Genomic DNA, 23,452 nt, shown 5'->3' on the forward strand with positions numbered 1-23,452 from the left:
GAGCCGAGATCGGGATGACCGAGGAAAGAATGAACAGCGACGCCGTTGTCACTGACGGCACGACGATCGGCGTCGACGATTGCTGGAACCGGATCGGCACGCGCGGCGACCGTTCGTGCGAGCGGCTGGCCGACTGTCTGCGCTGCCTGAACTGTCCGGTCTACGCGTATCACGCGGCGAAACTGCTCGAGCGTCCGCTCGGCGCGGCCGAGATGGCCGACGCCACGCGCCGGATGAGCGCGTTCGACGCGACCCGCGCGCACGGCGACGACGATACGCGCCAGGCGGCGCTGGTGTTTCGCGTCGCCGACGAATGGCTCGCGCTGCCGATCGGCGTGCTGCGCGAGATCGCCGGCACGCGTCCGGTCCATTCGCTGCCGCATCGTCGGCACTCGGCCGTGCGCGGCGTGGTCAACATTCGTGGCACGCTGCGCATCGCGATCTCGATCGGCGCGCTGCTCGGCCTCGATGCGGGCGAGGGCGGCAAGGACGCCACCGGCGACGCGGACGGCCGCTTCACGCGTCTGCTGGTCGTCGCGCACCAGGGCGAGCCGGTGGTGTTTCCGGTCGACGAAGTCGAGGGCGTGCTGCACTTCGGCGCATCCGAATGGGTACCCGTGCCGGCGACGGTCGGGCGCGCGAGCGCCGGCCTGTCGCGCGGCGTGCTGTCGTGGCGCGGCAAGTCGGTGGGCCTGCTCGACGACGATCGTCTGTTCGACGCCGTGACCCGGAGCATGCGATGAGCGGCGATGACGATCTGAGCCACCTGTCGCTGCTCGAGCTGTATCGCGAGGAGACGCGCACGCAGACCCAGGCGCTGTCCGAGCGTCTGCTCGCGCTCGAATCGGGCGAGCCCGACTCCGTCGCGCTGGAGGCATGCATGCGCGCCGCGCATTCGCTGAAGGGCGCGGCGCGCATCGTCGGCGTGCCGCTCGGCGTCGACATCGCGGGGCGCATGGAGGAATGCTTCGTCGCCGCGCAGGCCGGCACGATCGCGCTGACGGCCGCGCACGTCGACGTGCTGCTGGCCGGCGTCGATCTGCTGGTGCGTGTCGCCGATCCTCACGCGCCGCCCGTGTCATCGGCCGAGATCGAGGCGTTCGCACTGGCGCTCACTGGTGCGGACGGCGTGCAGGCGATGCCGGCATCGACGTTCGCGCCGCCGCCGGCGCCGCCGTCCGTCGTGCCGCTTCGCGAGCACGACGGCGCCGCGAACGAACCGGTGGGCGCGGGGGCCGAGGTGCCGCCGCTGGCCGTATCGGCGGCCGTGCCGGATTCGGTCCAGGCCGGCCGCGCGGCCGGCGCGGGCGCGATGCGCCGCGTGCGGGCCGATACGCTGAACCGGCTGCTGAGCCTGTCCGGCGAATCGCTCGTCGAATCGCGCTGGCTCAAGCCGTTCGCCGAATCGATGCTGCGCGTGAAGCGCGCGCAGCGCGACGCGGCCCGTTCGCTCGATCTGGTGTACGAACAGTTTGCCGATGAGCTCGGCGCGGGCGTGCTCGCGTCGGTGAACGAAGTGCGGCATATGCTCAACGACCTGCAGCGTGCGCTGGCCGAGCGGATGGACGAATTCGACCGCTTCGAGCGACGCAGCACGCACATCGCCGAGCAGCTGTACGACGAGGCGCTGCAGTGCCGGATGCGGCCGTTCGGCGACGCGACGCGCGCGTATCCGCGCATCGTCCGCGATCTCGCGCGCTCGCTCGGCAAGCAGGTGCGCTTCTCGATCGTCGGCGAAGGCACGCAGGTCGACCGCGACATTCTCGACCTGCTCGATGCGCCGCTCGGCCACCTGCTGCGCAACGCGCTCGACCACGGCGTCGAGTCGCCGGATGCGCGGCGCGCGCGCGGCAAGCCGGCCGAGGCGAGCGTGACGCTCGAAGCGCGTCACAGCGCCGGTTCGCTGCTCGTCAGCGTGATCGACGACGGCCCGGGCGTCGACATGGACGCGCTGCGCGCGGCCGTCGTCCGCCAGCGCCTGACCGACGACGAGACGGCTGCGCGATTGTCCGATCCCGAACTGCTCGAATTCCTGCTGCTGCCGGGCTTCTCGATGCGCGACGCGGTGACCGACGTGTCCGGGCGCGGTGTCGGCCTCGACGCGGTGCAGGAGATGGCGCGCGGCGTGCGCGGCGCGGTGCGCATCTTCAACGAGCCCGGTGCGGGCATGCGTTTCGTGCTGCAGCTGCCGCTCACGCTGTCGGTGATCCGCAGCCTGCTGGTCGAGGTCGGCGGCGAGCCGTATGCGTTTCCGCTGGCCCACGTGCGGCGCACGCTCGAACTCGCGCACGAAGACATCGACGTGCTCGAAGGCCAGCCGCATTTTCCGTTCGACGGCCGGCGCGCGGGGCTCGTTTCCGCGCATCAGCTGCTCGATGCGGGCGAACCCGATGTCACGCGCACCAGCACGGCGGTGGTGGTGGTCGGCGGCGAACCCGAGTTGTACGGCGTCGCGGTCGACCGCTTCCTCGGCGAGCGGATGCTCGTCGTGCAGCCGCTCGACAGCCGCCTGCACAAGATCCAGAACATTGCGGCCGGCGCGCTGCTCGAGAACGGCGACCCGGTGCTGATCGTCGATGTCGAGGACCTGATCCGCTCGGTCGACAAGCTCGTGCGCGGCGGGCAGCTCGCGAAGCTCATGCGCGATCCGCAACTCGCGCTCGCCGACCGGCGCCGCCGCGTGCTCGTCGTCGACGATTCGCTGACGGTGCGCGAGCTCGAACGCAAGCTGCTGGAGAAGCGCGGCTACGACGTGACCGTCGCGGTCGACGGGATGGACGGCTGGAACGCGGTGCGCAGCGACGCGTTCGATCTGGTCGTGACCGACGTCGACATGCCGCGCATGGACGGGATCGAGCTCGTCACGCTGATCAAGGGCGATCCGATGCTCACGCGCGTACCGGTGATGATCGTGTCGTACAAGGATCGCGACGAGGATCGCCGGCGCGGGCTCGATGCCGGCGCCGACTACTATCTCGCGAAGAGCAGTTTCCACGACGAGGCGCTGCTCGATGCGGTGCACGACCTGATCGGGGATGCGCGCGGATGAACATCGGTATCGTCAACGATCTGCCGCTTGCCGTCGAGGCGCTGCGCCGCGTGATCGCGCTGCGCACCGATCACCGGGTGCTGTGGGTGGCGACCGATGGCGACGAGGCGGTGGATTTCTGCGTCGCGCATCCACCCGATCTCGTGTTGATGGACCTCGTGATGCCGAAGCTCGACGGCGTGGCCGCGACGCGGCAGATCATGGCGCGCGCGCCGTGCGCGATCCTGATCGTGACGGCGAGCGTCAGTGCGAACACGTCGTCGGTCTACGAGGCGATGGGCGCCGGCGCGCTCGATGCGGTCGACACGCCGACGCTCGCGCTCGGCCTGCCGTCGGATGGGGCGCGGCAGCCGCTGCTCGCGAAGATCGACCAGATCGGCCGGCTGCTCGAAAGCCGCACGGCCACGCTCGTGCCGCCGGGGCCGGCGCCCGCGCGCGGCCAGCCGACGCTCATCGCGATCGGTGCGTCGGCGGGCGGCCCGACCGCGCTCACCGCGCTGTTGCGCGCGCTGCCGGCCGATTTTCCGGCCGCGCTCGTGATCGTGCAGCACGTCGACCAGGCATTCGCGCTCGGCATGGCGGACTGGCTCGACGGCTATACGCGGCTGCCCGTGCGTATCGCGCGGCAGGGTAGCGTGCCGCAGGCGGGCGAGGTGCTGCTCGCGGCGACCAACGATCACCTGTGCCTGTCGCCGCGCGGCGTGCTCGGCTATACGCGGCACCCGGCCGAAACGCCGTACCGGCCGTCGATCGACGTGTTCTTCAACAGCGTCGCCGATGGCTGGCAGGGCGATGCGCTCGGCGTGCTGCTGACGGGAATGGGGCGCGACGGCGCGCTCGGGCTGAAGGCGATGCGCGCGAAGGGCTGCTACACGATCGCGCAGGACGAGGCGACGAGCGCCGTCTACGGGATGCCGAAGGCGGCCGCGGCCATCGGCGCGGCGTCGGCGATCCTGCCGCTCGACCGGATCGGGCCCCAGCTGATCTCGCGCGTGACGCGCATGCCGCGCGACTGACGGCGCGCCGGGGCCGCGCGTGGGCCGGCGTGCGAGGCGGCCGAACCGGGGGCAGAACGCAGGCCGATACCCGGTGATCCGGGGATCGCCGGGTAAAGCGGCGTTCGTTACTGCTTCGGCAGCCGCGCGACGTTGCGCGCGAGCAGTTCCTCGATGTCGATGCCTTTTTCCGCCAGCAGCGTCGTGACGACGCCGGTCAATTCACCCAGCGTTTCCTTGACCGATTCGCGGATCGTATCGACGACCACCTGCGTGCTGCGTTCGATCTCGATGTTGACCTTGTCGCTGGCGCCCTTCGCGTCGAAGGTCGTCGCGCGGCGCGTTTCCGGAATCAGCCACACGTCGAACCAGCCTTCGTCGCGGTTGACGTCCGACACGGTGAGGCTGCAGCCGTTGATCGCGATATAGCCCTTCGCGAACACATAGCGCTTGAAATCGGCCGGCACGGCGATCCGGATCATCCGGTTGTGCTCGGACGACGCGATGTCCGCGATGGTCCCCATGAAGTCGACGTGGCCGGACAGCGGATGCCCGCCGATTTCCGCGCCATCCTTGGCGGCGCGCTCCACGTTGACGCGCGCGCCGGTCGTGAGGTCGGCCAGCGTGGTGATGCGCAGGCTCGGCAGCATCACGTCGAAGTCGATCAGGGCCGGGGAATGGATCGTCGTCACGGTCAGGCAGACGCCGTCGACCGACACGCTCGCGCCGATCTCGATGTCGGTGGTGAAGCCCTCGGGGAACGCGATGCTGAACGTTCGCAGCTCGCCGTGATCCTTGATGGTCTCGATGACGCCAATACCCTGAACAATGCCTGTAAACATGATCTGCCTTTCGTCGCAAATTGCCTGGCCGGTATGATAAGTGATCCGGGGAATCCCCATCGCCGACGTGGTTGCGGCGCGGCGGCGTCCACGGAAGCCGGCAGTGAAAAAGGCCGTGCATCGGCACGGCCTCGATCCCAACCCGATGACGGCGTGAGCCGACGGCAACGACGTCGCCATCGGCTCACGTCACCGCCTGCCGGCATCAAACCGCCGCCGGCTCCCCCAACGGCCCCGCATCGTCATCCGCCATGCGCCCCGGCGAATCGATCAAGCCCTTCGCCAGTTCCAGCGCCTGCCGTTCGAACAACCGGCGATAGATCCCGCCGTCGATGCGGATCAGCGCGTCGTGGCTGCCTTCCTCGATCACCTTGCCGCGATCGAGCACGAGCAGGCGGTCGAGCGAGCGCACCGTCGACAGCCGGTGCGCGACCACCAGCGTCGTGCGGCCGACCATCAGCCGTTCCATCGCCTGCTGGATCAGCACCTCGCTTTCGCTGTCGAGGCTCGACGTCGCTTCGTCGAGGATCAGGATCGGCGCATCGGCGAGGAACGCGCGCGCGATCGCGACCCGTTGGCGTTCGCCGCCCGACAGCTTGATCCCGCGTTCGCCGACGAGCGTGTCGTAGCCGTCCGGCAGCGCGACGATGAAGTCGTGCGCGCTGGCCAGGCGCGCGGCGCGCTCGATGTCGGCGCGGCTCGCGTCGGGACGCGCATACGCGATGTTCTCCGCGAGCGTGCGGTGGAACAGCACGGGCTCCTGCTGGACGATCGCGATCTGGCTGCGCAGCGAATCCTGCCGCACCTGCGCGATGTCCTGGCCGTCGATCGTGATGCGCCCGCCCGACACGTCGTACAGACGCTGGATCAGCTTGATGAACGTCGTCTTGCCCGATCCGGAATGGCCGACGAGGCCCACGCGCTCGCCGGGCGCGATGCGCATCGAGAAATCGTCGTACAGCGCGACCGGATGGTTGCCGTAGCGGAACGTCACGTGCTCGAAGCGGATCTCGCCCTGGCCGATCCGGATCGCCGGCGCGTCGGGGCGATCGTCGATGCCGAGCGGCTGACGCTCGAGCGCGACGAGTTCTTCCATGTCGTTGACCGAGCGCTGCAGGTTGCGGATGTGCATGCCGACGTCGCGCAGATAGCCCTGCAGCATGAAGAACATCGTCAGCGAGAACGCGATGTCGCCGACGCTCGCTTCGTCGTTCGCCCACAGCCGCAGCGCGACACCGATCATCGCGGCCTGCATCGCGACGAGCATCGCACCCTGCAGTCCGCCGTTGAGCGTGCCGCGCACCCACGTGCGGCGCGTGCGCTGACGCCACTTGCCGATCACGCGCGCGAGCCGCGCTTCCTCGCGCGTTTCCGCGCCGAACGCCTTGACGACGGCGTTGCAGCTCACTGCGTCGGCAAGCGCGCCGCCCATGCGCGTGTCCCACAGGTTGCCGAGCCGCGCGGCCGGCGCGACGATGCCGAGCGACACGGCGATCGTCACCGAGATGTACAGCAGCGAACCCGCGCCGACGACGAGCCCCATCACCGGCCAGTGCGTGCCGAGCAGCACGGTCGCGCCGACGAGCATCGTCACCGACGGCAGCAGCGCGATCAGCACGGTGTCGTTGAGCAGGTCGAGCGCCCAGATCCCGCGCGTGATCTTGCGCACGGTCGAACCCGCGAAGCTGTTCGCGTGCCAGTCGGTCGAGAAGCGCTGCACGCGATGGAACGACGCGGCCGCGATCTCGCTCATCATCTTCAGCGTGAGCGTGATGATGTTCAGGTAGACGCCCTGCCGCAGCAGCGTCGCGCCGATGCCGAGCGCGGCGAGCGTGCCGAACGCGACGAGGGCCGAATGCCACGCGGCGGCGCGGTCGGCCAGGCCGGTCGACAGCGCATCGACGAGGCGGCCGGCGAACAGCGGCGTGAGCACGTCGGCGAGTGCGCCGAGCAGCGCGAGCGCCGCGATCGCCGCGGTGCGCACCGGCTGTTTGCGCCAGTAGCGGAAAGTGAAGCCGAAGACGGCCTGGAATGCCTGGCCGCCCGGACGGGTGGTTTTTCTGGTCATGTGTCGTTGCCCGGCGCATCGCGCGACGGGACTTTCCGGTTCGGAGAACGTCGAAAACGCAACAGCCGGCCGCACGAGCGACGCGGACAAAACGAAACGGGCTGTCGGGAAAAAAGCGCGGGCTGGCGGGTTAGCGAAGCATCCGGGAGCCGGCGCGGACGACGGGCTGGATCAGCCGCGCCGTGGGACCACGTTCGGGAAGGTTGCTGGCATTGGGGACATCTGCACCTCCCTGAAGTGAACGGTTGAAAGGACGCCGAAAAGACGTGAAGGGATTTTATCAGCAGTGCAGGACTCGCTGCAACGTCTGACGAATACGGCGTTGCAGCGTCGATACGGTTAGTATTCGGGGTTCCGGCCCTTCTTCGTGGCACGTGCCGCGCAGCGGTGGCGCAGGGGGCGGCCGCCCGCATCGATTACACTTTCGCGTTGCGCGGCGTGCGGCGCGGCGAGTGCCCGCGCGCCACGCGCCGGCCGGTACGGCCCCGCGGATTCACCCCGATACATTCCTGAGGAAACGATGAGCGACGTTCAGCAAGGCATCCTGGCTCCGATCGACACGGCGGCCCGATACCTGACTTTCACGATTTCGGACAACGGCAACGTGGCGGCGGCGCTCACGGCGCTGCGCGCGCTCGTCGACGGGCGCGACACGGTCGTCGGCTTCGGACATTCGCTGGCCGCGCACCTCGGACGCCCGGTTCCGGGCCTCGCCGAATACCCGGCGTTCGCGGTGAACGACCGCACGCTGCCGGTCACGCCGGCCGACGTGTGGGTGTGGCTGCGCGGCGACGATCGCGGCGACCTCGTGCTGCGCGCACGCGCGATCGAGCGCGCGCTGGCGCCGGCATTCGCGCTGCAGGACGCGGTCGACGGGTTCCGCTATTCGAACGACCGCGACCTGTCCGGTTACGAGGACGGCACGGAGAACCCGGAAGGCGACGACGCGGTGGCCGCGGCGGTCGTCACGGGGCAGGGCGCCGGGCTCGACGGGTCGAGCTTCGTCGCGGTCCAGCAATGGCTGCACGACTTCGATCAGATGGAGCGCATTGCGTCCGGCGACATGGATCACATCATCGGCCGCCGCCGCTCGGACAACGAGGAACTCGACGACGCGCCCGAGTTCGCGCACGTGAAGCGCACCGCGCAGGAAAGCTTCGAGCCGGAGGCGTTCATGCTGCGCCGCTCGTCGCCGTGGTCCGATGCGCGTCGCGCAGGCCTCTACTTCGTCGCGTTCGGCTGTTCGTTCCGCGCGTTCGACGTGCAGATGCGCCGGATGAGCGGCGCGGACGACGGTATCGTCGACGGCCTGTTCCGCTTCACGCGGCCGCTGACGGGCGCGTATTTCTGGTGCCCGCCGGTGAAGGACGGCAAGCTGGATCTGTCCGCGCTCGGCCTGTAAGCGCCGGACGACATTCGCGAACGGGCGGGCCGCGCATGGCGCACGGCCCGCCCGTTTTGCATGTCAGGTATCGGCCGCGTGCGGGGCGGGCTGTTTCCCGCGCCGCATGCCGGTGTTGCGTACGGCGATGGTCAATTCAACGTCGTTTCGATGCGCGTGCCGCGCTTGATGAACTGCGTGACCGGCGTCTTCTCGCAGATCTCCGCGAGACGCTGGCGTTGCGCGTCGTCGAGCGGGCCGTCGAGCGTCACGACGCGGCGCACGTATTGCAGCCCTTCGCGATCGGCATGCAGTTCGGTGCGCACGTCGATGCGCGCGTCCGGCCACGACTTGCGCTGCATGTACATGCGCAGCGTCGCGGCCGTGCATTGCGCGAGGCCGGCGAGCACGAACTCGTACGGCGCCGGGCCGAGATCCTGCCCGCCTTCGCGCGGCGCTTCGTCGCCGGTCAGCGCGTGCGTGCCGGCCTGGAGCTGGACGACGTAGTTCGGCGCGTCGGCGGCGAGGGTGGCGGCAGCGTGGATGAGCGGCATGGCGAGACTCCGGTGAGCGGGAAAGAGAGGGCCGCGACGGCGCGCGGCGTACGAGCCGCCAGCATACCGGTTCGGCCGGAATCGCGGGCGCTGGCGCGGGCTCGCAAGCCTGCGTCATTGGCGTGAAGGGCGATCCTGGGCCGCGACGCCGGCGCTGCGCCGCACCAGCGCCGCGACGCGTTCCCGCACCCACTGGTGCGCGCGATCGGTTTCGCGCGATTCGTGCCAGTAAGCGAGCAGCGGAAACGGCTTGAGCCGAAGCGGCAGCGGCTGCACGGCGATCGGCAGCATCGACGTCATGCGCAGCGCATACGTGCGCGGCAGCGTGAGCAGCAGGTCGCCCGACGCGGCGATCTGGCATGCGGCGAAATAGTGCTGGCAGACCATCTGGATGTGACGGAAGCGCCCGTCGTTGCCGAGCAGCACGTCGAGCGACTGCGGTTCGCCGAGCGGCGACACCGCGATATGCCGCGCGGCGAAATAGTCGCCGCGCCGAAGCGTGCCGCTCATCAGCGGATGATCGTGGCGCATCGCGACGACGAGCGAATCGTCGAGCAGGTGCTCGGTCGCGATGCGCGGGCCGGTCTGCACGCGGCGGTCGACGACGAGGTCGAGATTGCCGGATGCGAGTTCGCGTTCGATGTCGTGCACCGCGACGCGACGACTCACGAACCGCAGGCCCGGCGCTTCGTCGGCGAACGCGGCGACGATCTGCGGCAGCGCGATCGATTCGAGCACGTCGCGAATGCCGACCGCGACGCTCAGGTCGAGGGTTGCCGGATCGAATGCCGACGGGGCGCGCGCGGTGCGCTGCAGGCCGGCCAGATGAAGCTGTACGTCCGCGATGATCGCGCGCGTGCGCTCGGTCGGCACGACGCGGTTGCCCTGGCGCACGAACAGCGGATCGTCGAAATGCGCGCGCAGCCGGTTGAGCGCGTGCGTGACGGCCGGCTGCGTCAGATGCAGGGCGCGGGCGGCCGCGCCGATGCCGCCGTGCACGTAGACGGCGTCGAGCACGCGAAACAGGTTCAGGTCGAGACGATGATCGGTGGCCACGGATGCAGTCGAGGAGGGGCGTGCGCCGATTCTAAAGGATGCGCGAACAACGGACGCGCAGGCGCGCGCTGGCCTGAATCGGCATTGCCGAAAATGCCGTTTCTATCGCACTCGTTCACGACGATCGACGCGATTCGATGCATGTGGATGACGTTCGTCCCGATACGCAACATTGGCCGCATTCGATGCCGGCGCGCCGCATCGGCATGCATACTTCGGCGCGGCCATGTCTTCAGCCGGCGACAGCCTGTAGTAATCCGCCATCATGCTGTCCCGCTCGGCCATTTCGCGCCAAAGACATGACCCGTTCGGCTAAGATGCCGTCGCTTCATATTTCGAGATAGCCGTCCTGTCGCACGAGATCAAACCAAATATAAGCCCGACAGTTCGACGGTATTAGAAGAAGTCGAAACAGTCGGGGGCTTGGCCAGTGGAAGCAGCAGATCAGAGGTGGGTCGTTGTCTATTTGAGTACGGGGTTTTCTTTGGCCCAGGCCGCGCGTCTCGGCGAGGCTTTCAATCTGGCGAATCGCCTGCATGCGTTCAGTGCGGATTACCAGCTGAAGTACGTATCCGAAAGCGGCGGGTTGTTGCAGTCGTCGTCCGGCGTGAAGATCGCCGCCGAGGCGCTCGGCGACGAGCACGGCCGCCGCGCATTCGCGTTCTTTCACCTTCACGGCGATCGCGTGTCGGTCAACTGGGACGATGCGTTGCGGCGCCGGCTGACCGACATTCGCCGGCATGCGCGATGGATCGTCGACGGGATGGATTTGTCGACGCTCGCGGCGGCGCAGCGGCCGCAGGATGCCGGCGCGACGACGACGGGGCGCGCCCGCCGGGCGGCGGCAACGATCGAACGGCAGGGCGACGAAGCCGACGTGCTCGGCACCGTACTCGACATGTTCCGCGCCGATCTCGGCGACAGCGCCGCGCAGGAGATCGCCAGCAACCTGCTGCGGCCGGTCGAACAGCGCTGTACGCAGTCGATGTGGGCGTTTCGCGAGTTGAGCGCGAGCCCGTCGATCCGGATGTCGGTGCAGCAGTTGCGTGCGCAGAGTGCGAACCGCATCTCGATTGCGGACATCGCGCAGGCGGTCGCGATGAGCGAGCGCAATTTTCTGCGGCGCTTCAAGAAGGAAATCGGCGTGACGCCGACCGAGTTCGTGCGGCACGTGCGGCTCGAGCGCGCATGTCACATGCTGATCCACACGACGCTGCCGGCCGACAAGGTCGCGCGGCGCACGGGCTTCGGCAGCGGCGAGCGTCTGGCGAAGCTGTTTCGCCAGCGGCTGCTGATATCGCCGACCGAGTTTCGCGTCGCCGAACGCGAGCGGCTGCTGTCAAACGGTGCCGGGGCGCCCGACGGGATGCCCGACACGCAGCCCGCGCCGCGGCCCGACCGCGCCGACGGCGAGCGGCCGAGCCGGGGCCCGCGCGCCGATGCGCGCGAGAAAACGGGGCGGATGACCGTAAAATCACCGTGTCGCGATCACGATCCCCGGTTCCCATGCCCTTGCTTCCCACTACCGCCACAGCCCCCTTCTGCCCGTCAGAAGTAAAGGGCAGCATCACGATCGACGCCGGCGCGTCGCGCTGGGTGAAGCTCAAGCGCTTCTTCGGCCCGGGCCTGCTGGTCGCGATCGGCTACATGGATCCCGGCAACTGGGCGACCGACATCCAGGCCGGCTCGCAATTCGGTTACTCGTTGCTGTGGGTCGTCGCGTTTTCCAGCCTCGCCGCGATCTTCCTGCAGATGCTGGCGGCGCGGCTCGGCCTCGTCGCGGGCAAGGATCTCGCGCAGGCGAGCTACGACCGTTACGGCCGCTTCGGCCGTATCGTGCAATGGGTGACGGCCGAGGTGTCGATCATCGCGTGCGACATCGCCGAAGTGCTCGGCTGCGCGCTGGCGTTCAAGCTGCTGCTGGGCGTGCCGCTCGCGTGGGGGATCGTGCTGACCGCGCTCGACACGGTGATCGTCCTCGGGCTGCAAGGCAAGGGCTTCCGGCAGATCGAGGCGATCGTGCTCGGGCTGATCGCGACGATGGCGTTCTGCTTCGTCGCGCAGGTCGCGATCACGCCGCCCGACTGGCATGCGGTCGCGCTGGGGCTCGTGCCGGGCGATCCGGGCCACGACCGCAAGGATGCGGTCGTGCTCGCGCTCGGCATCGTCGGCGCGACGATCATGCCGCATAACCTGTACCTGCATTCGTCGGTCGTGCAGACGCGGCACGTGGTCGGCGGCGCGCGCGGCCTGGTTCGCGATACGCTCGCGCTGGTGCGCATCGACACGTGCGTGTCGCTGTTCGTCGCGATGCTCGTCAATGCGGCGATCCTGGTCGTCGCGGGCGCCGCGTTTCATGCGACCGGCCAGCACGACGTCACCGACATCGAACAGGCGTACCGGCTCATCACGCCGATCGCGGGCGGCGCTGCCGCGCTGCTGTTCGGCATCGCGCTGCTGGCGTCGGGGCAAAGCTCGACGCTGACCGGCACGATCGCCGGCCAGGTGATCATGGACGGCTTCCTGCATACGAAAATTCCGTGCTACCAGCGCCGGCTGATCACGCGCGGGCTCGCGCTGGTGCCGGCGCTGATCGGCGTGCTGTGGCTCGGCGACGGCTCGGTCGGGCAGTTGCTGGTGTGGAGCCAGGTGCTGCTGAGCCTGCAGTTGCCGTTCGCGATGTGGCCGCTGATCCGCTCGGTCAGCGATCGCAACACGATGGGCGAGCATGCGATCGGCCGCAGGATGCAGGTGGCCGCGTGGGCGCTGTTCGCCGTCATCACCGGCACGAACCTGTTGCTGATTACGGGTGTCGCGGGCTGATACAGCCTGTCACAGGCTGACACAGACGCACGGCGCGCTTGCGTTAAACTGCGGCCTTTCGCTTGTCGTTCGAAGTCCGTCATGTGGAGTGAAATCAGCAACATCGGCGATGCCGCGTTGACCCTGCCGGTCGCGCTGACGTGCGCCGTCTGGCTCGCGCTGTCCAACTGGCGGCTCGCGGTGCGCTGGGTCGCGCTGCTCGCGCTCGGGATGGGCGTCGTCGGGGCCACCAAGATTCTCTACGCAGGGTGCGGAATCGAGCTTCCGCAGTTCGATTTCCGCGTGATCAGCGGGCATACGATGCTGTCGACGTCGGTGTGGACCGTCGCGCTGTCGATGCTGTGGCAGGCGTGTCGTCCGGGGAAGCTGCCGGGTGTGGCGGCGGGCCTCGCGGTCGGCGCGGTGACGGCGGTTGCACGCGTGTTCGATCATTCGCACACGATTCCCGAAGTCATCGCCGGCTGGCTGCTCGGCGCACTGGTCGCGCTGGTGTTCCTGCACGCGTACGACCGGGCGCTCAAGCGCGCGTTCTCGCCGCGCATCGCGGCCGTCTGCCTGCTGCTCGTGTCCGGCATCGCGTACGGACATCGCGCGCCGTTCCAGCAGATGATCGATACCCACTCTCCGCAGCTCTGCGCATTCGTGCGCGCGTCAGGCGACGGATTCTGACGACGGTTCCCGCCGGGGCACGGGATGCCCCGGTGCCGCATGCGGTTCTCGCACGGCGGCGCTCTTCCTATACTTCAGTCCATTCGTTTCATCGTGTTGCCGGCTCGTGCCGGCGTCCGGTTTCCGTCGAGCCGAGATCCCGGTCGCGCCGCACCGCCGGATCGGCACGGACGCGAGCAGGTCATGAGCCGTATCTATGACCGGGCATTACGAATATTCATTTCATCGATTGGCGGCATTCGCGTACGCTGACGGTCGTTCGATCGGGGGCCGGCCGCGACGGGCCGCCCGATCCGCCGGTGCGCGTGTCGCTGCCGGCTCGCTATACTCGCGCAACACCGCGCGGCCGCCGGCCGGCGCACGGCAACTGCCGTCGCGGCAGCGGCTCGCAACGACGATTCACGATAGGAGCAGGTCACATGACAGTCGTTTCTTCGCGCCTCGCAGGCAAGTGCGCGTACATCACGGGCGCCGCCGGCGGCCTCGGCCGCGCGATCGCGCGCCGGATGGTCGAGCAGGGCGCGCGCGTGTTCCTGACCGACATCGCCGAAGCAGCGGCGCTCGATGCGTTCGCGCAGGAACTCAACGCGGGGCGCGCGGCGCCGGTCGCGTTCGCGGCGACGCAGGACGTGCGCGACGAAGCGCGCTGGCAGGCGCTGCTGGTGCAGGCGGTCGACGCGCTGGGCGGGCTGTCGGTGCTCGTCAACAACGCGGGCGTCGGGTCGATCGGCTCGCCCGCGCAGATCGAGCTCGACGAGTGGCGGCGCGTGATGGCGATCAACGTCGAGAGCATCGTGCTCGGCTGCAAGCATGCGCTGTCGTATCTGGCCGAGAGCAGCCCCGCTTCGATCATCAACATCTCGTCGGTGGCCGCGTTCAAGGTCGAACCGGACTTCACCGCATACAACGCGTCGAAAGCGGCGGTCGCGTCGCTGACGAAGTCGGTCGCGATCGATTGCGCGCGCCGCGAACTCGACGTGCGCTGCAACTCGATTCACCCGGCGTTCATCCGCACGGGGATCGTCGAGCCGCTGTTCCAGTCGCTCGGCGAACGCGATGCGACGCGCAAGCTCGCACGCGGCATTCCGCTGCGCCGGCTCGGCGACCCGGACGACGTCGCGCATGCGGCCGTGTATCTGGCGTCCGACGAGAGCCGCTTCGTGACGGCCGCCGAACTCGTGATCGACGGCGGCATGTGCGCGGTCTGACGCGCATCGACAACCACAACCGGAGGAGAACATCGTGTCGACACAAGTGAACCGCCAACTGCTGCTGAAGGCGCGCCCGGAAGGGCGCGTCGGCCGCGAACATTTTTCGCTGGTCGATACGCCGGTGCCGGCGCTCGCCGACGGCGACGTGCTCGTGCGCGTGCTGTATCTGTCGATGGACCCGACCAACCGCGTGTGGATGAGCGACGTGCCGCAATACCTGCCGCCCGTCGCGATCGGCGAGGTGATGCGCGCGCTCGGCATCGGGCGCGTGGTCGCGTCGCGCAACGCGGGTTTCGCGGAAGGCGATCTCGTGCAGGGGCTCGTCGGCTGGCAGGACTACGCGGTCGTACCGGCCGACCAGGCCGCGCAGTTCGTGAAACTGCCCGCGCAGTCGGGGCTGCCGCTGCCGACGCTGCTCGGCGCGTGCGGGATGAGCGGCCTGACCGCGTACTACGGGCTGACCGACATCGCGCCGGTGCAGCCCGGCGAGACGCTCGTGGTGTCGGCGGCGGCAGGATCGGTCGGGTCGATCGCCGGCCAGATCGGCAAGATCCACGGCGCGCGCGTCGTGGGCATCGCGGGCGGAGCGGACAAGTGCCGCTACCTGACCGAAACGCTCGGCTTCGACGCGGCCGTCGACTACAAGGCCGACGATTTCCGTCAGCAGCTCAAGGCGGCGACGCCGGACGGCGTGCACGTGAACTTCGAGAACGTCGGCGGCGAAGTGATGCGCGCGGTGCTGTCGCGAATGGTGATCGGCGGGCGCGTCGCGCTGTGCGGCGTGATCTCGAACTACAACAGCGGACGTGCGGCGGACGACGTCGGCGTGCTGATCTCGAAGCGGATCACGATGCGCGGCTTCCTGATCCTCGACTATCGCAAGAGCCGCGAAGCGGTGCAGACGCTCGCGGGGTGGCTGCGCGACGGCCGGCTCAAGGCCGAGGAAACGGTGGCCGACGGCCTCGAAAACGCCCCCGACGTGCTGAACCGCCTGTTCGACGGCGACCATCGCGGCAAGCTCGTGCTGCGCGTCGATCCACACGCGTGAACGGTTGCGGTCGGGTCGCGCGACCTGCGATCGACCGTCGGGAAGGGATGGATTCCGGGCGCGTTTCGCCCGGTGCGGTTTCGGCAAACGGCGGTGTGACGGATGTGTCACGCCGCCGTTTTTTCGTGTGGATCGGGGTGATCGTGTCGGCGCGCGGCGCGGCGTGACGAGCGATGGCCGGGGCGGTGCCGGAAAATGCGACGGGCGCCGTGGCGCCCGTCGTGAACCGCATGCGTCATCCGTGACGGGCCGTGCCCGTTCGTCGCGTCATTCGCCCTGTTCGGAGCGCGCGTAGATGTCCCAGCTCGCCATGAACAGCGCGGCGACGAGCGGCCCGATCACGAAGCCGTTGATCCCGAACAGCGCCATCCCGCCGAGCGTCGAGATCAGCACGACCCAGTCGGGCATCTTGGTGTCCTTGCCGACGAGGATCGGGCGCAGCAGGTTGTCGACGAGGCCGATCACGCCGACGCAGAACGCGACGAGGATCACGCATTTCCAGATCGCGCCGATCGCGAGGAAGTAGAGCGCGGCGGGCACCCACACGAGGCTTGCGCCGATTGCCGGCAGCAGCGACAGGAACGCCATCAGCGCGCCCCACAGCACGACGCCCTCGATTCCGAGGATCCAGAAGATCAGGCCGCCGAGCGCGCCCTGCACGAGCGCGACCGCGATGTTGCCCTTCACGGTCGCGCGCACGACGGTCGTGAACTTCGCGAGCAGCAGGTTCTTGTGCTCTTCGTCGAGCGGCATCGCGCGGCGCACGCGCCGGCCGATCTCGCCGCCGTCGCGCAGCAGGAAGAACACCATGTACAGCATCACGCCGAAGCTCACGACGAACTGGAACGTGTTCTGGCCGATGCTGAGCGCCTGGGTTGCCGCGAACTGGCTGATCTGCGCGGCACCGTCGGTCAGCTTCTTCTGGATGCCGGGGATGTTGGTCAGCCCGTACTTCTGCAGCAGGTGCTGGATCGACGTCGGCAGTGCGTGAATGATGTCCTGGAAATACTGCGAATAGTTTGGCTGCGCGCTCTTCAGTTCCTGGTACACGTACGCGATTTCCTGCACGAGCGTGGCCGTGACGAACACGAGCGGCAGGATCACGATCAGGATGATCAGCGACATCGTGACGAGCGCGGCGAGGTTGCGCCGCTTGCCGAGGCGCGCGGCGAGCCAGCGCTGCACCGGCTGGAACAGGATCGCGAGAATGGTGCCCCAGAAGACGGCGCCGGAGAACGGCGCGAGAATCCAGCACAGTCCGACGGTGACCGCGAACAGCAGGAAATAGAAGAATTTTTGGTGATCGTGTCCGCTATCCATGGATGGTTCGCGCAGATTGATGCCTGGTTTGATTGAATCTCGTTGCCCCGGGCGCGATCGGCTCGCGAACGTCAACGAGTTCGCGGCGACGCGCGCGGCGGGGCGGCCCGATCGCAGTATGCCCGCAAAGGTGTCGCCATCATAGCCGGGGCGCGCGGCGCACATGAAAACGCCGCGGCCGGAGCCGCGGCGCTGCCGGGAAGCGGACGCGGCGATGCCGCGCCGGATCGTCAGATGTTGAGCTTGGTGACCTTGGTGCCGTTCACCGACAGGTCGCCCATCAGGCCCCCGTTGGTCAGCACCAGCACCTCGACCGGTGCTGTGGCCGTGTTGGAGTCGACCGCGCCGTTCGCGCCGACCTTCACGACCGCGACGGACGCGTCGGCGCCGGCCGACCAGCCTTCGGACTTGCGGAACGAGTCGAGCGCATCCTGCGTCATGAACAGGAACACGATCGCTTTCGATTGCGCGCCGGCCTGCAGGCCGACCGACAGCGACGACGTGTTGTAGTACCCGACGGTGCTGCCGCCGACGCGCAATGCGCCGTTGCCGGACTGGCCGCCGACGATGAAGCCGGCCTGCAGCACGTTCGGGAACACGAGCACGCCGCGCGATTTCGCGACGAGCTCGCGCGAGCCCGGCACCGTCGAATAGAGGCGCGACAGCGTCGCGTTCACGCTCGCGTCGATCGACTCGCGTTTCGACGCGCTGGCGGATGCGCTCTCGGGTTTGTCAGGCGTGGTGGTGCAGCCGGCAAGTGCGAGGCTGCCGAGCATGACGGCGGCGGCGGCTTTCAGGGCGAGGGACTTCTGCATGGCGATTCTCCTTCGTTGTCGGGTTGATGACGGGCGGGGCGGGCGTGGTGCGGGCGGCCCCGCTCAACGGCGGGAAAGGAGCAGGCCGGCGACGAACGCGAGGCCCGCGACGACGCCCGCGGTCTGCCACGGATTGTCGTGCACGGCTTGTGACACGCGTTCGGCCGAGTCGCGCAGCCGGGCGGCTGCGGAGCCCGATGCGTAATCGAGCGTGCTGCGCGCTTCATCGAGCCGCGCCTGCACGCGCTTGCGCAGCGCAGCGATGTCGCCGTCGCCATCGTTTTTCAGCAGATCTTCGAGTTCGTCGACGAGCCCGCGCAGATCGTCGGTCACGTCCGCATGCAGGTCGCGGGCGGCCGAGCGCGTCGTGCGTCCCACGCGCCGGCCGGTGCGGCGGATGTCGGACAGGCCGCGGTCCAGCTTGTGCTCGATCGAGTCGGTGAGCGCCATGGTGGTTATCCTCCTTCGATTTGATTTACAGGCCAATTTGAAGATAAGACGAATCCCAACAACCAGTGTGATTCACATCATCCAATTGAGTTTCGAGACAAATTTTCAATTCGTCGGCGGGATGCCGTGAAAGCCCCGCCGCACGGGGCGGGGCGGCGGTTGAAAAAATTTCGCGTGTCTGGCGAAGTGGCGCCGGGTCGCATTTGCACGAAGTGAAAGTACGGTAAATATGGCGTCGCCCGAGTGGTCAGGTAAATAGTGCCATTGCACGCGTCGGCTTGATGCAATTGCACTAATCGCCGTGTTCCCGGGCAGCACGGTTCGTGCCCGCGCGGCTCACGCGCCGTCTTCCGCCAGCGCAAGGTCGATGACGATCGGATCGTGATCCGACGAGCGGTATGCATCGGGTGCGTAATACGCGGCCCGTTGCGCCGGCGTTTTGTAATCGGGCACGGCTTGCAACGCAGTCGGTTCATCGGCATTGATGTGCCATGCATGCACGGCCTTCACGCGCGCGGCGAGCGGCGCGGTGGCGAGCGCGTGGTCGAGGTTGCCGGCCTCGCCGCGGAAGACGTAGCTGTACCCGGCATTGCCGAGAAAGCGGGCGACGAGGTTCGCGTAGCCGCGCGACTCGAGCGCGCGCAGCGGATCTTCCTTCGCGTAGCTGTTCAGGTCGCCGATCAACAGGACACCGTCGGCCGCGACGCCGGTCGGCGACGTGGCGAGCCAGTCGGCGACGCGTGCGGCTGCGCGCGTGCGCGTCGCGTTCCAGCAGCCCTGGCCGTCCTGCTGGTCGAGATCCGGGCCGGTCGCGTGCGGACAATTCTTCGATTTCAGGTGGTTGACCGCGACCGTGATCGCGCGTGTTCCGCCGATGCGCCGGAACGTCTGCGCGAGCGGCGGCCGGCTGCGGCCATCGAGCGCGACGGTGGCGGCGCGTCCGACGGGTTCGATCGTCCGGCTGTCGTACAGCAACGCGACCGCGATCGCGTCGCGACCGAGCCGCGCGGTGCCGACCGCGCGCCAGCCGTCGCCGAGCCGGGCCGCGAGCCGCCGCACGGCGCTCGCGGGGCCATGACCGTTGTTCGCGATTTCCATCAGGCCGATCACGTCGGCGCGCAGCGCCCGCAACGCGGCGACGATTTTCGCTTCCTGGCGCGCGAACGCGGCGGGCGTCTTCGCGCCCCGATTGGCCGGATCGCGGAAGCCGCCGCCGTCGCCGTTGAAATAGTTGAATACGTTGAACGATACGACGCGTACGTCGGCCCGCGCATGCCGTGCCGGCGCATCGGCCCGCGGGTTCGACGCGGCGTCGAAGACCGGTGCCGCCGCCGGCACCGGCTGCAGCCGCCACGACCCGTAGCGCTGCTCGAGCACGCCTTCGACACCGCGCGCCGTGTAGCCCGAGCGCAGCGTATTGGCGGCGCTCAGCGCGGGCGGCGGATAGCGGACGGTCGCCGGCGTCACGCGACTCGAGCCATCGTCGAGCACGATGCGGTTGCGGGCATTGGCCGCCGCCTGCGCCGCGGCGTCGGCCGGCGAGGCCACCTGGGTCGGGATTTGCAGGCGGCCGTTGCTGAGCACGATGCTGCCGTAGCGGCCGAGCGCGTAAGTGTCGCTGACCGTCAGCGTTTGCGCGAACCTCACCCGCATGCCTTCGTGCGCGGCAAACACCGACAGCGTGTCGACCGGCAGCGCGAGCGCTGCCGGGGTGACGGTCTGCCCGCGCGCGCAGACGGCCATGTGGCCCGACAGCGCGAACTGCGTGCGGCCGTATTTCTGTTCGACTCTTCCCGTCAGATGCACGAGATCGCCGGGATTCGCTTGCGCGTCCGGTGCATAGACGAACAGGCCTTCGGGCACGCCCGGCCGCTGCCGCCGCTGCGCGTCGGCCTGCTGGACGAAGAATCCGCCGAAGCCGTCGGCGCCGCCGAATGCCGCGGTGACGACCGCTTCGATCGACGTGGTGCGTCCGGCCAGCGGCGAACGGCCGCTGCGATGCCGGAGGTCGGCGATCGCCGTGGTTGCGCCGCCGCAGCCGGCGCTGACCGGCAGTGCGGCGGTGGCGGGCGGGGCGGCACAGACGAGCGATGCGGCGGGCACGAGCGACGGCAGCAGGCGTGACATGGAGCGGTCCACAGGAAGAAAATTCGAAGGTTCGGGAAAGCATGTTGACGGCAAAATCGCGTGCCGCGATCGAAATGGCCGTTCGGCCAGTGCCGGATGGCCAACGATGCCGGCGGGGCCGGCCGCGGCTGTTACGCTCTGCACCTGACCTGCCGTTGCGCATCGTTTTTGCATGCATTCCGAACGCTTCCGCGCACGGCTTCACCAGGAGATCTTCATGGCCTACATGCTGTTGATTGTCGAACCGGCCGGCCAGCGCGCCGAACGCACGCTCAAGGACGGGCAGGCGCTGTATGCGCGGATGGTCGATTTCGCCGAGACGCTGAAAGCGCGCGGCGTGCTGCGCGGCGTCGAGTCGCTGGAGCGCTCCGAGCGCGCGACCCGTGTGCAGGTTCGCGACGGCGAGACGCGCGTCGTCGACGGCCCGTTTGCCGAGGCGAAGGAGATGGTCGGCGGCTTCTTCCTCGTCGACGTCGATACGCGCGACGAAGCGATCGAGATCGCGCGCCAGTGCCCGGCCGCGCAATGGTGCACGGTCGAAGTGCGTGCGGTTGGTCCGTGCTTCCTGTGACGGCCGCTTCTCGGTGTTTACCCTGATTCGTCGTGCGGAAGGTCGATCCGTCGGCCTGCCGCCCGTCGTCAGGACAAGGCGCCGATGAATGAACGGACGCCCCTTTCCACCGACGACAGGGAGTGAACGATGCGATTCATGATCATGATCCGGGCGAACGCCGTCAGCGAATCCGACGCATTGCCGGACAACCGGCTGGTCGAGGCCATGACCGTCTATCACGAGGAGCTCGCCAGGGCCGGCGTGCTGCTCGATGCGAACGGCCTGCGGCCGAGCGCGCGCGGCTGGCGCGTGCGGTACGCCGGCGGCAAGGGCACGGTAGTCGATGGTCCGTTCGCGGAGACGAAGGAGCTGATCGCCGGCTATACGCTGATCCAGGTGCGTTCACGCGACGAGGCGCTCGAATGGACGCGGCGCTTTCCCGCGCCGTTCGGCACGGAGATGGACTGCGAGATCGAGGTGCGCCCGTTGTTCGAACTCGACGACCTCGCGCCCAGCGACGCGGTCGAGCGGTTCCGCGAACTCCATGTCGGCCGCCCCGGCGCCTGATGTCCACCTGAGCACAACCTCACCGGGAGCACCCGACATGCACAAGATGGTCTTCATCAACCTGCCCGTGGCAGACCTGCCGCGCTCGAAGGCGTTTTATCAGGCGCTCGGCTTCGAGGTCGTGCCGGCCTATACCAACGATCAGGCCGCCTGCCTGAAGATCAGCGACGCGATCTTCGCGATGCTGCTCGTGCGGCCGTTCTTCCAGACCTTCACCGACAAGACGATCGTCGATCCGGCGACGCACGTGCAGGTGTTGTCGTGCCTGTCGTGCGACAGCCCCGCCGAAGTCGACGAAGTCGTCGCGAAGGCGCGTGCGGCCGGCGGCACCGCGCCGCGTCCGCCGATCGAATACCCGGGCATGTACGGCCACAGCTTCGCCGATCCGGACGGCCACGCGTGGGAGCTGATGTACGTGGCGCAGGATGCGGCCGCACCGGGGCCGGCGGCGTGACGCGCGAGGCGACGCATCGTGCGATCGAAGCCGTGTGGCGAATCGAGGCACCGAAGATCATCGCGCGCGCCGCGCGCGTGGTGCGCGATGTCGGCGTGGCCGAGGAGCTTGCGCAGGACACGCTCGTCGCGGCGCTCGAGCACTGGCCCGTCGACGGCGTGCCCGACAACCCGGCCGCATGGCTGATGACGGCCGTGAAGCGCCGTGCGCTCGACCGGGTCCGGCAGGAGTCGCTGCATGCGGCGAAGCGCGATCAGCTCGGCCATGAAATGGACGCGCTCGAAGCGCACGTCGTCCCCGACATCGTGGATGCGCTTGCCGATGCGCGCGACGACGACATCGGCGACGATCTGCTGCGGCTGATCTTCACGTCGTGCCATCCGGTGCTGTCGACCGACGCGCGCGTCGCGCTGACGTTGCGGCTGCTCGGCGGGCTGACCACGGGCGAGATCGCGCGCGCGTTCCTGTCGCCCGAGCCGACGATCGCGCAGCGCATCGTGCGCGCGAAGCGCACGCTCGCGGCGGCGCGCGTGCCGTTCGAGGTGCCGTCCGTCGACGCGCGGCCCGCACGGCTCGCGTCGGTGCTCGAGGTGATCTACCTGATATTCAACGAAGGCCATGCGGCGACCGCGGGCGACGACTGGACACGCCCGGCGCTGTGCGACGAGGCGTTGCGCCTCGGCCGCGTGCTGGCCGGGCTCGCGCCGGACGAAAGCGAAGTGTTCGGGCTCGTCGCGTTGATGGAGTTGCAGGCGTCGCGCATGCATGCGCGCACCGATGCGCAGGGGCGGCCGGTGCTGCTGCTCGACCAGGATCGCGGCCGCTGGGATCCGTTGCTGATCCGGCGCGGCCTCGCGGCACTCGAGCAGGCGACGAAACTCGGAGGCGTGCGCGGGCCGTATGCGCTGCAGGCCGCGCTCGCGGCCTGCCATGCGCGTGCGCGGCACGCGTCGGATACCGACTGGGCGCAGATCGTCGCGCTGTACGACGCACTCGCCGAAGTCGCGCCTTCGCCGGTCGTCGAACTCAATCGCGCGGTGGCGGTAGGCATGGCGTTCGGGCCGGCCGCGGCGCTCGAACTCGTCGACGTGCTGCGCGACGATCCCGCACTCGCGCGCTATCACTGGCTGCCGAGCGTGCGCGGCGACCTGCTCGCGAAGCTCGGCCGCGCGGACGAGGCGAAGGTCGAATTCCGGCGTGCGGCGGAATTGACCCGTAACGAGCGCGAAAGGGAATTGCTGCTCAAGCGTGCGATGGATGCGTGACGCGTCACGTCGTCCCGGCCACGTCGCCGGCCGTGTCGCGCGGAGCCGGCCACCCATCGGCCACCCATCCGCCATTCGCCCGGCCATTCGCCTGGCCATTCGCCCGGCCATTCTCCGCGCGCCATTCCGGCCCACGGATGCCGTATCGTCCCCGGATTCCCGCCGGCCGCTCACTATCGGCCGCATTGAAAAAGCCTATTGGGGG

At 68.8% G+C, this 23,452-nt stretch carries 21 protein-coding genes; 13 read left to right on the forward strand and 8 right to left on the reverse strand.

All coding sequences use genetic code 11. The annotated features are described in order from the left end of the window. Positions 1-29: 29 nt before the first annotated feature. The 3 genes from BME24068_RS18140 to cheB are packed head-to-tail and all read left to right on the forward strand — an operon-like array spanning position 30 to position 4,065. Positions 30-743, forward strand: coding sequence for a chemotaxis protein CheW (locus BME24068_RS18140; RefSeq protein ID WP_174926932.1), 714 nt, complete (start codon positions 30-32; stop codon positions 741-743). Continuing rightward, positions 740-3,049: a hybrid sensor histidine kinase/response regulator gene (locus BME24068_RS18145; RefSeq protein WP_174926899.1), complete on the forward strand. Its 2,310-nt coding sequence runs from the start codon at positions 740-742 to the stop codon at positions 3,047-3,049. The genes BME24068_RS18140 and BME24068_RS18145 overlap by 4 nt, the downstream gene beginning before the upstream one ends. Continuing rightward, entirely contained in the window at positions 3,046-4,065 is a 1,020-nt protein-coding gene (cheB, locus tag BME24068_RS18150) for a chemotaxis response regulator protein-glutamate methylesterase (RefSeq protein ID WP_096505575.1), read from the forward strand. The genes BME24068_RS18145 and cheB overlap by 4 nt, the downstream gene beginning before the upstream one ends. Positions 4,066-4,172: 107 nt before the next feature. Here the strand turns inward: cheB and BME24068_RS18155 are convergent, their stop codons facing one another. Beyond that, positions 4,173-4,886 (reverse strand): riboflavin synthase subunit alpha, encoded by a 714-nt coding sequence (locus BME24068_RS18155; protein WP_096505573.1) that lies wholly within the window; start codon positions 4,884-4,886, stop codon positions 4,173-4,175. 205 nt (positions 4,887-5,091) lie between these two features. Beyond that, positions 5,092-6,954 carry an ABC transporter ATP-binding protein gene (locus BME24068_RS18160; RefSeq protein ID WP_174926900.1) on the reverse strand — a complete coding sequence of 621 codons (1,863 nt, stop codon included), beginning with the start codon at positions 6,952-6,954 and terminating at the stop codon, positions 5,092-5,094. Positions 6,955-7,474: 520 nt separating this feature from the next. Here BME24068_RS18160 and BME24068_RS18165 point away from each other — a divergent pair. Then, positions 7,475-8,356 carry a Dyp-type peroxidase gene (locus tag BME24068_RS18165; protein ID WP_174926901.1) on the forward strand — a complete coding sequence of 294 codons (882 nt, stop codon included), beginning with the start codon at positions 7,475-7,477 and terminating at the stop codon, positions 8,354-8,356. Between the two features lie 131 nt (positions 8,357-8,487). On the opposite strand, the gene BME24068_RS18170 is transcribed toward BME24068_RS18165, so the two are convergent. Together BME24068_RS18170 and BME24068_RS18175 are read right to left on the reverse strand one after the other, a co-directional pair. Further along, complete coding sequence (locus BME24068_RS18170) at positions 8,488-8,889, reverse strand: OsmC family protein (protein WP_096505567.1); 402 nt, start codon at positions 8,887-8,889, stop codon at positions 8,488-8,490. 114 nt (positions 8,890-9,003) lie between these two features. Further along, positions 9,004-9,945, reverse strand: coding sequence for a LysR family transcriptional regulator (locus tag BME24068_RS18175; protein ID WP_174926902.1), 942 nt, complete (start codon positions 9,943-9,945; stop codon positions 9,004-9,006). A 484-nt stretch (positions 9,946-10,429) separates the two neighbouring features. Here BME24068_RS18175 and BME24068_RS18180 point away from each other — a divergent pair, with 484 nt between their 5' ends. From BME24068_RS18180 to BME24068_RS18200, 5 genes are all read left to right on the forward strand, one after another. Beyond that, positions 10,430-11,503: a helix-turn-helix domain-containing protein gene (locus tag BME24068_RS18180; RefSeq protein WP_096505563.1), complete on the forward strand. Its 1,074-nt coding sequence runs from the start codon at positions 10,430-10,432 to the stop codon at positions 11,501-11,503. Continuing rightward, a complete protein-coding gene (locus BME24068_RS18185) occupies positions 11,452-12,768 on the forward strand; it encodes an Nramp family divalent metal transporter (protein WP_174926903.1) in 1,317 nt (438 codons plus the stop codon). Before BME24068_RS18180 ends, BME24068_RS18185 begins: the two co-directional genes overlap by 52 nt. 81 nt (positions 12,769-12,849) lie before the next feature. After that, on the forward strand, positions 12,850-13,437 hold the full coding sequence (locus BME24068_RS18190) for a phosphatase PAP2 family protein (protein ID WP_174926904.1): 588 nt from the start codon (positions 12,850-12,852) through the stop codon (positions 13,435-13,437). A gap of 419 nt (positions 13,438-13,856) precedes the next feature. Continuing rightward, positions 13,857-14,645, forward strand: coding sequence for an SDR family oxidoreductase (locus BME24068_RS18195; protein WP_096505557.1), 789 nt, complete (start codon positions 13,857-13,859; stop codon positions 14,643-14,645). A gap of 34 nt (positions 14,646-14,679) precedes the next feature. Then, complete coding sequence (locus tag BME24068_RS18200) at positions 14,680-15,696, forward strand: NADP-dependent oxidoreductase (protein ID WP_096505555.1); 1,017 nt, start codon at positions 14,680-14,682, stop codon at positions 15,694-15,696. A gap of 267 nt (positions 15,697-15,963) precedes the next feature. Here BME24068_RS18200 and BME24068_RS18205 read toward each other — a convergent pair whose 3' ends face one another. From BME24068_RS18205 to BME24068_RS18220, 4 genes are all read right to left on the reverse strand, one after another. Then, entirely contained in the window at positions 15,964-17,016 is a 1,053-nt protein-coding gene (locus BME24068_RS18205; RefSeq protein ID WP_096505553.1) for an AI-2E family transporter, read from the reverse strand. A 230-nt stretch (positions 17,017-17,246) separates the two neighbouring features. Next, a complete protein-coding gene (locus tag BME24068_RS18210; RefSeq protein ID WP_096505551.1) occupies positions 17,247-17,831 on the reverse strand; it encodes a BPSL1445 family SYLF domain-containing lipoprotein in 585 nt (194 codons plus the stop codon). A gap of 63 nt (positions 17,832-17,894) precedes the next feature. Next, on the reverse strand, positions 17,895-18,281 hold the full coding sequence (locus BME24068_RS18215) for an ElaB/YgaM/YqjD family protein (RefSeq protein WP_096505549.1): 387 nt from the start codon (positions 18,279-18,281) through the stop codon (positions 17,895-17,897). 336 nt (positions 18,282-18,617) lie between these two features. Beyond that, entirely contained in the window at positions 18,618-20,408 is a 1,791-nt protein-coding gene (locus BME24068_RS18220; protein ID WP_174926905.1) for an ExeM/NucH family extracellular endonuclease, read from the reverse strand. Between the two features lie 217 nt (positions 20,409-20,625). On the opposite strand from BME24068_RS18220, the gene BME24068_RS18225 reads away from it, so the two are divergent. The 4 genes from BME24068_RS18225 (at position 20,626) to BME24068_RS18240 (ending at position 23,247) form a co-directional block, all read left to right on the forward strand. Continuing rightward, a complete protein-coding gene (locus BME24068_RS18225; protein ID WP_174926906.1) occupies positions 20,626-20,979 on the forward strand; it encodes a YciI family protein in 354 nt (117 codons plus the stop codon). 129 nt (positions 20,980-21,108) lie between these two features. After that, complete coding sequence (locus BME24068_RS18230; RefSeq protein ID WP_174926907.1) at positions 21,109-21,528, forward strand: YciI family protein; 420 nt, start codon at positions 21,109-21,111, stop codon at positions 21,526-21,528. A gap of 37 nt (positions 21,529-21,565) precedes the next feature. Then, entirely contained in the window at positions 21,566-21,982 is a 417-nt protein-coding gene (locus BME24068_RS18235; protein ID WP_174926908.1) for a VOC family protein, read from the forward strand. After that, a complete protein-coding gene (locus BME24068_RS18240; protein ID WP_174926909.1) occupies positions 21,979-23,247 on the forward strand; it encodes an RNA polymerase sigma factor in 1,269 nt (422 codons plus the stop codon). The genes BME24068_RS18235 and BME24068_RS18240 overlap by 4 nt, the downstream gene beginning before the upstream one ends. Positions 23,248-23,452: the final 205 nt, after the last annotated feature.

The organism is Burkholderia anthina, assembly GCF_902498995.1.
In the GTDB taxonomy this organism is placed as follows: domain Bacteria; phylum Pseudomonadota; class Gammaproteobacteria; order Burkholderiales; family Burkholderiaceae; genus Burkholderia; species Burkholderia anthina.

What these genes read in the sequence shown, in the direction of transcription:
- BME24068_RS18140 (WP_174926932.1), top strand. Translation starts at nt 30, where the DNA reads ATGAACAGCGACGCCGTTGTCACTGACGGCACGACGATCGGCGTCGAC.
- BME24068_RS18185 (WP_174926903.1), top strand. Translation starts at nt 11,452, where the DNA reads ATGCCCTTGCTTCCCACTACCGCCACAGCCCCCTTCTGCCCGTCAGAA.
- BME24068_RS18145 (WP_174926899.1), top strand. Translation starts at nt 740, where the DNA reads ATGAGCGGCGATGACGATCTGAGCCACCTGTCGCTGCTCGAGCTGTAT.
- BME24068_RS18210 (WP_096505551.1), bottom strand. Translation starts at nt 17,831, where the DNA reads ATGCAGAAGTCCCTCGCCCTGAAAGCCGCCGCCGCCGTCATGCTCGGC.
- BME24068_RS18155 (WP_096505573.1), bottom strand. Translation starts at nt 4,886, where the DNA reads ATGTTTACAGGCATTGTTCAGGGTATTGGCGTCATCGAGACCATCAAG.
- BME24068_RS18205 (WP_096505553.1), bottom strand. Translation starts at nt 17,016, where the DNA reads ATGGATAGCGGACACGATCACCAAAAATTCTTCTATTTCCTGCTGTTC.
- BME24068_RS18170 (WP_096505567.1), bottom strand. Translation starts at nt 8,889, where the DNA reads ATGCCGCTCATCCACGCTGCCGCCACCCTCGCCGCCGACGCGCCGAAC.
- BME24068_RS18220 (WP_174926905.1), bottom strand. Translation starts at nt 20,408, where the DNA reads ATGTCACGCCTGCTGCCGTCGCTCGTGCCCGCCGCATCGCTCGTCTGT.
- BME24068_RS18215 (WP_096505549.1), bottom strand. Translation starts at nt 18,281, where the DNA reads ATGGCGCTCACCGACTCGATCGAGCACAAGCTGGACCGCGGCCTGTCC.
- BME24068_RS18225 (WP_174926906.1), top strand. Translation starts at nt 20,626, where the DNA reads ATGGCCTACATGCTGTTGATTGTCGAACCGGCCGGCCAGCGCGCCGAA.
- cheB (WP_096505575.1), top strand. Translation starts at nt 3,046, where the DNA reads ATGAACATCGGTATCGTCAACGATCTGCCGCTTGCCGTCGAGGCGCTG.
- BME24068_RS18195 (WP_096505557.1), top strand. Translation starts at nt 13,857, where the DNA reads ATGACAGTCGTTTCTTCGCGCCTCGCAGGCAAGTGCGCGTACATCACG.
- BME24068_RS18230 (WP_174926907.1), top strand. Translation starts at nt 21,109, where the DNA reads ATGCGATTCATGATCATGATCCGGGCGAACGCCGTCAGCGAATCCGAC.
- BME24068_RS18160 (WP_174926900.1), bottom strand. Translation starts at nt 6,954, where the DNA reads ATGACCAGAAAAACCACCCGTCCGGGCGGCCAGGCATTCCAGGCCGTC.
- BME24068_RS18190 (WP_174926904.1), top strand. Translation starts at nt 12,850, where the DNA reads ATGTGGAGTGAAATCAGCAACATCGGCGATGCCGCGTTGACCCTGCCG.
- BME24068_RS18165 (WP_174926901.1), top strand. Translation starts at nt 7,475, where the DNA reads ATGAGCGACGTTCAGCAAGGCATCCTGGCTCCGATCGACACGGCGGCC.
- BME24068_RS18235 (WP_174926908.1), top strand. Translation starts at nt 21,566, where the DNA reads ATGCACAAGATGGTCTTCATCAACCTGCCCGTGGCAGACCTGCCGCGC.